Source organism: Microcoleus sp. Aus8_D2 (assembly GCF_036702665.1).
In the GTDB taxonomy this organism is placed as follows: domain Bacteria; phylum Cyanobacteriota; class Cyanobacteriia; order Cyanobacteriales; family Microcoleaceae; genus Microcoleus.
On sequence record NZ_JAUBUN010000034.1, the window covers coordinates 76,178 to 85,860 of the forward strand.

Consider the following 9,683-nt stretch of genomic DNA (forward strand, 5'->3'; position numbering starts at 1 on the left):
GCAGAGGTTTCAACAGTCGAAACACCGACTCTTGAACCAGCAGCAGCGGAAGTTACAGCAGTCGAAACCCCGACTCTTGAAACAGCAGCAGCAGAGGTTTCAACAGTCGAAACACCGACTCTTGAAACAGTCGAAACGCCGGGGGTGGAACCAACAGCAGCGGAAGTTACAGCAGTCGAAACCCCGACTCTTGAACCAGCAGCGGAAGTTACAGCAGTCGAAACCCCGACTCTTGAACCAGCAGCGGAAGCTACAGCAGTCGAAACGCCGACTCTTGAACCAGCAGCGGAAGTTACAGCAGTCGAAAGACCGGCTGTTTCAACAGTCGGAACGGAGGTTTCAGCAGTCGATATTTCGGCAGTTGAAACAGCCGCAGCCGCAGTTGAAATACCTGCCCCCAACCAGCCAAAAACTATTGCGAGTGGAGAAATGACTTCATCAAACGAACCAGAAACAACCGTTATCATCACCGAAATTCCTGCCGGAAATGAAGCAGACAGTTCTAGCGGTACAACAAAAGTCGTAATTACTGACGACACACCAAGTCAGACCCAGCAAATCAAAGAACAAGTTATCTCAATTTTGTCTGAGTTTCCCACTTACATCGGCAACTTTTACGAGCAGTACAAAAGTCCCCTGACAGTTGTTGGCTTAATTGTAGCCTCGATTGTTTCTTTGAAAGTGCTTTTGGGCATTGTAGACGAACTCAACGACATCCCCCTGTTAGCACCTACTTTCGAGCTAATTGGTATCGGATACAGTGCGTGGTTTATCTACCGCTATTTGTTGCGCTCTTCCAACCGCCAACAATTAGGTCAAGAAATTCAAGCTTTGAAAGAACAAGTTTTTGGCAAAAAGTCCTAAACTTTTACTGGTAATTTGTTGAATTTGCGCCCGAGACTGACAATTTTAAATCTGTTGTCAGTGTCGGGTTTTTTAATGAAGATAGAAGGTAGATTAATTACCAATTACCAATTACCAATTACCAATTACCAATTACCAATTACCAATTACCAAAGCAGTAGCCCTAGGGTGCGGATCCCTTAAAAATCCCTCAATACAAACCGACAATCTGACAGATCCGCACCAGCAGTAGCCCTAGGGTGCGGATCCCTTAAAAATCCCTCAATACAAACCGACAATCTGACAGATCCGCACCAGTATCATAGCGAGCAGACTGTCTACAAAACAACTGTTTGTCTGGTTTCCACGGGCCCGAAGTGTCAGGTGCGGATCTGTCAGATTGTCGATGGAATGCGAGGTATTTTCAATGGATCCGCACCCTACGATAACTAATGACGGCCCGACGGCCCGACGGCAGGAGTCATGACGGCAGGAGTCATGACTCATGACGGCAGGACTAAACCCCAGCAGCCGTAAAAGCTGCCCAGTGATAGGGATTGGCAAAAGGACAGGGTTTGCGGTGGCGAATTTGCTGCAAAGATGCTTCAGCAATCAAGCGAGAACTTTGAGAAAGCCGATCGAACATTTGCGAAATTTGAGGCTGAAAATCCGCCAGCAACACCTCCAATTCCTCGCCAGTCAAATCCCGCAGCCACCTTTGAGCCTCCGAAAGAGCTCGCGCCACATCTCCCACCTGCAACCGAGGAAACTGTCCGAGATTTTCATAAAACTTGCTCATCAACAGCAGCGTCGAAACATCGTTCACCTTCCACAGACTGCTGACAACACTAGAGGTGCCAGCATACAAGAAACCCGCCGACAAACCGACAAAATCTTCAGCACCGCCCAGGGAGCCTGCCGCAATTTCGCCAGCCGATAAAGTCACTAAAAAGTATTGCCTAAAATCGAGATTAAAAATTTCCTCCAAACTCAGAAAATCATTTCTCAAAAATACGCCTGATTTGAGTGATCCTGCCAAATCAAGCACACTCAAGCAAGCAAAGTGAGCGCATTTTTTCTGCTGCAACTGCCCTATTTTCCCTGGTGAATCCCCATCATTTACAGACATTGCTCGCGAAAAAGCCTCTTTAATTGTCGGCTTGTGGCGCCAAACTTCTGCACTGGAAAAATACTGGGAAATATTGCCGATTTCAAGGTTGCTGTAAAGCGCATCTCTGCTGAAAGTGGGAACTGCCAACAGGTGCTGCAAATTCGGTCTGTAGCGGCCAATAGCTGCGCTGCGCGCGATTTGTCTCAACCGCAATAGCTGGCAACTAGGAGCATAGCGAATTCCTCTAGTAAATCGATCGAGCAAATAAGCAGTAGGGAGTGAAACGTCCCCAAAAGCCGAACTTTGAGAAAAATCCGAACCGCCGTGCGTCTCCAGATCGAAACCGCTGCGATCGCCCCAGTGAGACCTAAAACTGCCCCCGGTGTCCTCAAACCCGTCTCTCACCCCCAGAGGCAAAGCATGGAGCGGCAAAGCGTGCAAAAATCGGTGCGGCACAAAAATCAGCCGATCGCAATTCTCCGGAATCAGCGCCACCACTCGATCGATTTCCAGCAGCGCGGCCAAGCGTTTGAGGCGACCCGGGAGATGATTGATCCAGCGACCTTTTTGCTCAGAATAAGCGCTGAGGTACTCTCGGGCCCAAGTTTCGGCAGCCAAAGCATTTTCCGGCGAACACAGGTGAACGGCGGGATATTGTGCACTCTTCACCACCACAAAAGCCACCAGCAAATCCCCCAAACTCGCCCACACCACAGCAGCGCAATTGGCATCAGGCAACAATTCGAGAATTTGCTCGAAAGCGATCGGTTCAACTTTGCGAGCTAAGCTGAAGAAAGGGTCATTTGCCTGCACCTCGCGAGCAATCAACCCATCAAACTGCCGCCACAATTGATTTAAGCGCATGAAGTCAGAGTTCGGCAGCAGAGAACCGCTGTTCAAACCTTGACTGTCGCCCTCAGAAATCAAGGTAGTGTTGGGATCGGACTCTCGTTGTTCTTGGTACCGCTGTTCCAGAGCGATTTCCAGTTGCAGAGACTCCAACTCGCTGCGCACCGCTGCCGGAATGTCGCCTTTCGGCGTCAACTGGCATTTAACCAGCAGTTCTACCAAATTCCGATTTTTGTGGCGTTCGACGTATTCCAGGGCTCTAGCGTAGTATTCCGGCTGGCTGGGGCCGAGTTCTAGGCAAACTTGCACCAGGCACTTATAGAGTCCTGTCCAGGTGCTGGCTAATTTGGCTTTTGAGGTACTCGCCACATCGCCCAAATCGGCCGCATCAACCCCAGCATCGCTGCGCAAGAATTCAACAGTATCCACAGCAGCAGTAAAAACCCCGTAGGCGCCAAGCAAGTCGCCTCGAACTCGGTAAGCTTCACCCAAATAAAATAAAATTTGCGCCCATCTGTGGGGATAGGTTTCGCGAGTGTAGACTTGGGCTGCACTGTGATAGCAGACGATCGCACTTTCCAGGTGAGACGACTTTTCCGTCTCCGTCAGTTCCGAAAAAGCCCGCCCCAGATAAATTTGCAGCATTGCCCAGCGGTAGGGAGCACCCTGCTTGGTGTAGACTTGGGCTGCATTGTGATAGCAGGCGATCGCGCTTTTGAGATTGCGGTTTTTTTCCCCTTTCACGTGTTCGCAAAAAGCGCGCCCGAGGTAGGCGCAGAGCATTGCCCAGCGTTCGGGAGTTTTTTGGCGGTTGCAAAACAGCAAAGCATTTTGATAGCAGGCGATCGCCATTTCGATATTTTCGGCTTTTTCCCCTTTCACTCGCCTGGTGTAGATCCTGCCCAGAGAAGTTTGAATCGCAGCCCAGGCTTCGGGAAATTTGATGCGAGTGTAGACTTGTAAAGCGTTTTGATAGCAGGCGAGCGCCATTTCCAGATTTTCCACTCCTTCGCCTTTAATCCGATCGACAAACACCCGGCCCAAATTCCTTTGAGTCGTCGCCCATTGCAGCGGAAAAGCCTCCTTAGTCCGCACTTGCAAAGCTCTCTGATAGCAGTTGACGGCGTATTCGAGATTTTCGGCTCGGTTGCCCCGCAGGAACTCACAGTAAGCATTTGCCAAATTATTTTGAGTCGTGGCCCAGCGCCGGGGAAAAGTCTTGCGGTTGTAGACTTGCAAAGCATTGTGGTAGCAAATGACTGCCTGTTCCAGATTTTGGGCTTTGTCGCCCCGCAGCCGGCGGCTGTAAGCGCGGCCGAGATTGTTTTGAGTGCTCGCCCAATCTCCCCCGAAAGCCTCGCGGTTGCGAACTTGCAGCGCGTTTTGATAGCAGGCGATCGCCTGTTCTAGATTATCTGCCGCATCTCCCCTGAGGCGCTCGCTGTAAGCGTTTCCCAGATTGTTTTGCAGCGTCGCCCACTGTTCCGGGTACTGTTCGCGAGTTCGCACTTGCAGGGCATTGGCAAAGCAAGCGATCGCAATTTCGATATTTTGAGCCTTATCGCCTTTGGGGCGATCGGTGTAAGCGTTGCCCAGATTGTTTTGCATGACTGCCCACTCTTGGGGAAATTCTCTGCGAGTAAACACCTTAGCAACCGTTTCGTAACCGGCAATTTCGATTTCCAAGTTATTCGCCTTGCTCCCGAGGGGAAAGCGCCCAATTTTGTTGCTCAGATTGCCAATTAGGGCTGCAATGCGCCTAGCCTCCGATGCTTTGGCAGTAGGGAGTACCAAAGTTGCCCAGCGGCGCAGTAGTTCTGCGAAATTCTGGTCGAGTTTGTCTAAATTGTTTCTCAGCAGCGCGTACAGGTGCTGTGAATCAACGCTGCGCGCCGCTGCTTGCAATACTTCTGCTAAAAAAGTCAGATATGCTGCCCCGGTTGCGGATAATTGAGAATTGCCCTTGGCAGATTCTAAGGGTGCGATCGCCCTTTGGAAAAATTTAGCAGCTTTGAGCAAACTGTCTCGCGTCAGTGGTGGCACTTCCAAGTAAAGCGTTTGCACAAACCCAAAGTCGATCGACTTTGAGTCAGTCCTCAAAATCAAATCTATTCCTGAGTCCACAGGATTTTCCAGCAGCGCTCGGAGCATATTAACATCAGTTTCGCGACGCTGTTCGTCCATCGTGCATTCCGCCGAACTATTAACGATAGGATTGCTGCTTCCGTGCAGCCAATTAAATCAGGAACTGTTTAAATTTCGCTCCCGAACCCGAGGTACGAGTCTCCGACGGATTATAGAGCTTAAAGGATGGAATCAGTTAAACCAAAATTCACAAGTTGCAACAGACAGGCAGATAGCGAGACTAGCACCTACAATCGCTAATAATATTATTTTGCGCGTTGGTGTTTAGTAAAATCCCGGTCAAAGGCGCCGTCAGTCTTTCGGGGCGGGTTTCACAGACAATATTCGAGTCGAGGATAAAACTTAATTTTATCTTGAGATATTTGAAGTCGATCGGCATTCGGGAGCAGTGAAAAAATCCCAACCGGGAGTCTATTAACTTTAATACTGACCTAGAAGTATTAAAAAAACCCGGTTTTTCCAGCATACACATCGTCATAGCGCAGTGCATTTGCCTAAAAAACAGGTTTCTGGGTAAGTCCAAACTGGATAAACCCGCCCCGACAGACTTGCAGCGGAGCGGGTTTACTTTTACCCTGATAGGGACTGTTTGTAGTGCGTCCTGGCGTCCGCTCTAATGCTGCGGAATGAATTGGGCACTACGAACGTATCTGATTGCGATCGATCGAACACGGTATGAGGCTAAGAAACCGGGTTTCTCAGGAATAGCGCGCCTGCATATTACGACAGTTGCAGCGCTACAGTTCACAAAAATCTACTCAGTAGATTTAATGTACAGCTTGAGAGCGCAGCGCTTCCTCAACAGCAAGCAAAGCCCGATCGACTTCAGCAGCAGAAACAATTAGAGGCGGAACAAACCTCAGCACTTTCGGCCCGGCGGGAACCAACAGCACACCAGCGGCGATCGCAGATTTGACAATATCAGCCGATGTCAGTGCAATATCAGCCTGCAATTCCAGGCCGACAATCAAGCCCCAGCCGCGCACTTCCGCAATCAAATTCGGATATGCAGCCGCCAGCTTGTTGAGGCCAGCTTTCAACTGTGCCCCGCGCTGCTGGACGTTTTCCAGCAGGTTTTCCCGTTCTAAAGTTTGGCACACGCACAAAGCGACAGCGCAAGCAAAAGGATTGCCGCCGAAAGTGCTGGCGTGACTTCCCGGTTCAAAAACATCGCAGTGAGACTTGCAAAGCATAGCGCCGATCGGGATACCGCCGCCCAACCCCTTCGCAGAGGTAAAGATATCCGGTTCAATCCCCAGGTTTTCGTAACCCCAATATTTGCCGCTGCGTCCCATCCCGACTTGCACTTCATCGAGAATCAGCAAAATGCCTTTTTCGTCGCAAATTTCCCGAATCCGCTGGAAGTAAGCGATATCTCCCGGGCGAACTCCGCCTTCACCTTGCAGCGCTTCCAGCATAATTGCAGCTACTTGGCGTTCGTCTTTATCGAGTTCCTCGATCGCCAGTTCGATCGCGCTAATATCGTTATAAGGCACGTAGTGAAATCCCGGAACCAACGGACTAAAACCCTTCTGATATTTAGGCTGTCCCGTCGCCGTAATCGTCGCCAAAGTCCGCCCGTGGAAACTAGCAACAGCAGTAATGACTGTCGGATTGGAGATATTTAATTTTTCGTGGGCGTACTTGCGGGCAAGTTTAATCGCCGCTTCATTAGCTTCCGCGCCGGAGTTGCAAAAGAAAGCTCTGTCCGCGCAAGAATGGTCTACAAGCCACTTCGCCAGCTCGCCCTGTACGGGGATGTAGTAGAGATTAGAAACGTGGTGTAGAGTCTGAATTTGCTGAGTTACCGCTGCAATCATCGCCGGGTGGGCGTGTCCCAGAGTGCAGGTAGCGATACCCGCCACAAAATCGAGATATTCGCGGCCCTCGGTATCCCAAACGCGGCAGCCGAGGCCCCGTTCCAGGGCGATCGCAAAACGCCCGTAAGTAGTCATGACATAGCTGTCGAAGCTCTCAGAACTGAACGCACTGGCTTCGGCGGCTTGCACTAAGGGTTCTTTTAGTAAGGTTTCTGGACTCACGAATTGCTCCTTAACAGATAATATCTAAACCTCGATTGTACGGCAAAAATCCAGCTTCGCGGTGTAGACTGTTACTTTTGTCATAAACTCATAACAGTAACAGCAATTAATCCCTCACAAATCTACCGATGAGTTATTACATTTCTCCTAACTTTCTCGATAAAGTTGCGGTGCACGTCACTAAGAACTTTTTAAATTTGCCCGGTGTAAGAGTTCCCCTGATTTTGGGAGTTCACGGCCGCAAAGGAGAAGGCAAAACTTTTCAAACCGAACTGGTTTTTCGGCGGATGGGCTTTGAACCAGTGATGATATCTGGCGGGGAATTAGAAAGTCCAGATGCCGGAGATCCGGCGCGTTTAATTCGTTTGCGCTACCGCGAAGCTGCCGAGCAAATTCGGGTGCGGGGCGAGATGTGCGCAATTTTTATTAACGATTTAGATGCCGGAGCTGGCAGGTTCGATACTACTACTCAATATACTGTAAATACTCAGATGGTCAATGCCACTCTGATGAATATTGCGGACAATCCAACTAACGTGCAGTTACCGGGAAGTTATGACAGCACGCCACTGCACAGAGTACCAATTATTGTCACCGGAAATGACTTTGCTACCCTTTACGCGCCGCTGATTCGCGACGGGCGGATGGAAAAGTTTTATTGGGAACCCAGCCGGGATGATAAAATTGGGATTGTTGGCGGAATTTTCCAGTCGGACAATTTGTCACCAACCGAGATAGTGGGGTTAGTTGATAATTTTGCAGCTCAGGCGATCGACTTTTTTAGCGCTTTGCGATCGCGCATTTACGACGAACAAATCCGCGAATTCATTCACCAAATAGGAATCGAGCGAGTTTCCAAGCGTTTGGTAAACACTTTGGAAGCACCGCCAGATTTCCCGAACCCAAATTTCAGCCTCGAACATTTATTAGAAATGGGCAGTTTGATGGTTGGCCAACAAAAGCGGGTGCAGGAAATGCGCTTAGTAGATGAATACAACCAATCGCGGCTTTTCAACGTTCCAGGAACAGTCAATGTTCCTGCTGCTGCGCCGACACAGAATCAAAAAAACGACCCGTCATCGAAATATTATAAAGCTTACGTCGAGCCAAGTTCGACCGTTAGTAACGGTAAAGCTGCGCGGCTGAGTGGCGAGGTATTGGAACAAGTGCAGCAATTGTTAGCAAGGGGCTGCAAAATTGGTATGGAATATGCAGACAATCGCCGCTTTAAAACTGGTTCGTGGCAAAGTTGTGCGACAATTAAAACTGCACAGGAAAAAGATGTGGTTGCATCTTTAGAAACTTGCTTGGCGGAACACGGCGGGGAATACGTGCGGCTCATTGGTATCGATCCAAAAGTCAAGCGCCGGGTAGTTGAAACAATTATTCAGCGGCCAAAGTAGGCTGTGCTTCACCGCACCTAAAAAAATCCAGTAATTGGTTTGTAGTGAGGACTTTAGTCCGCATCTCCAATCAAAGGACTGAAGTCCTCACTACCAACCTGATAACCGTTTGTAGTGAGGACTTTAGTCCTTCCTAAAATCAAAGGACTGAAGTCCTCACTACCAACCTGATAACCGCACCCTACAATACCTGACAAATTCAAACTAAATTCTGCAAAAAATTATCAAAGGTTGCCCGATCGGGCATAGCAACCTGAGCACCCACCTTAGTTGCACACAGAGCACCCGCTGCACAGCCCCAAACCACCGCCTCTGACAGCGATCGCCCGCCATCTAACGCCGCAGCCAACCCGCCGTTAAAAGCGTCGCCAGCAGCCACAGTGTCGATCGCCTCCACAGCAAAAGCCGGCACAAAAAAGCTCTCATCCGCAGTCACAGCAACCGCCCCGCGATCGCCCAATTTGACAATAACATTCTCCACACCCCGCTGCTGCAAGTGTTTGGCAGCTTGAATCGCCGTTTCTGTGTCATTCACCAGAAAACCGACTAACTGGCCAGCTTCCACTTCATTCGGCGTGATAATATCAATTAGCGGATAAAGTTCGATCCTCGAAGAGGGCTCCGCTAACCGCAAATCCGCCACAGCCGGCGCTGGATCGAGAATAACTCGCACCCCCGCTTCACGGGCAATAACTGCGGCTTTTTGAACAACTTCTAGCGGCATTTCTAACTGTAACAGCAACGATGTAGCTTCAGGCAACACTTTTTTAAGACGTTCTATATCTGCATCACCAACATTATTATTTGCACCCGGAATCACAATAATATTATTTTGACCGCTATCATCTACAGCAATAATTGCCACACCTGAATGAGTGCTTTTATCTATTAATACATTGTCTGTACTCAAACCATAAGATTGTAAACTTGTCAATAATTCTTCAGCAAATTTATCATTGCCGACGCGACCGATGATGTGGGTAAAAGTGCCGAGACGCGACGCTGCTACGGCTTGATTTGCTCCTTTGCCGCCGCCGGCTGTGAAAAAATTGCTACCGATGATAGTTTCCCCCGGTTGCGGCAATCTGGGAGTTTTTGCTGCTAGGTCGATATTGATACTGCCAAATACGATGATGCTCATGGATTGTTGAATTGGGTAATTGATAATTAGGTTTGTAGTGAGGACTTCAGTCCTCTGATTTTAATATTTAATTTGGGAATTGGGAATTGGGAATTGGGAATTGGGAATTGGGAATTGGGAATTGGGAATTGGGAATTGGGAATTGGGAA

Annotated in this window: 5 protein-coding genes; 2 read left to right on the forward strand and 3 right to left on the reverse strand. The window is 49.2% G+C overall.

Features of this window, described 5'->3' with window-relative positions; genetic code table 11:
• Window positions 1-864, forward strand: an 864-nt coding sequence (locus tag QUB64_RS23470) for a CAAD domain-containing protein (RefSeq protein ID WP_333275530.1), incomplete at its 5' end; no start/stop codon positions are given.
• A 496-nt stretch (window positions 865-1,360) separates the two neighbouring features.
• Here QUB64_RS23470 and QUB64_RS23475 read toward each other — a convergent pair.
• Window positions 1,361-4,987: a CHAT domain-containing protein gene (locus tag QUB64_RS23475; RefSeq protein WP_333275528.1), complete on the reverse strand. Its 3,627-nt coding sequence runs from the start codon at window positions 4,985-4,987 to the stop codon at window positions 1,361-1,363.
• Window positions 4,988-5,715: 728 nt separating this feature from the next.
• A complete protein-coding gene (locus QUB64_RS23480; protein WP_333275526.1) occupies window positions 5,716-6,990 on the reverse strand; it encodes an aspartate aminotransferase family protein in 1,275 nt (424 codons plus the stop codon).
• A 128-nt stretch (window positions 6,991-7,118) separates the two neighbouring features.
• Here QUB64_RS23480 and QUB64_RS23485 point away from each other — a divergent pair, with 128 nt between their 5' ends.
• On the forward strand, window positions 7,119-8,393 hold the full coding sequence (locus QUB64_RS23485; RefSeq protein WP_333275524.1) for a ribulose bisphosphate carboxylase small subunit: 1,275 nt from the start codon (window positions 7,119-7,121) through the stop codon (window positions 8,391-8,393).
• 199 nt (window positions 8,394-8,592) lie between these two features.
• On the opposite strand, the gene rbsK is transcribed toward QUB64_RS23485, so the two are convergent.
• Window positions 8,593-9,534: a ribokinase gene (rbsK, locus tag QUB64_RS23490; protein ID WP_333275522.1), complete on the reverse strand. Its 942-nt coding sequence runs from the start codon at window positions 9,532-9,534 to the stop codon at window positions 8,593-8,595.
• Window positions 9,535-9,683: the final 149 nt, after the last annotated feature.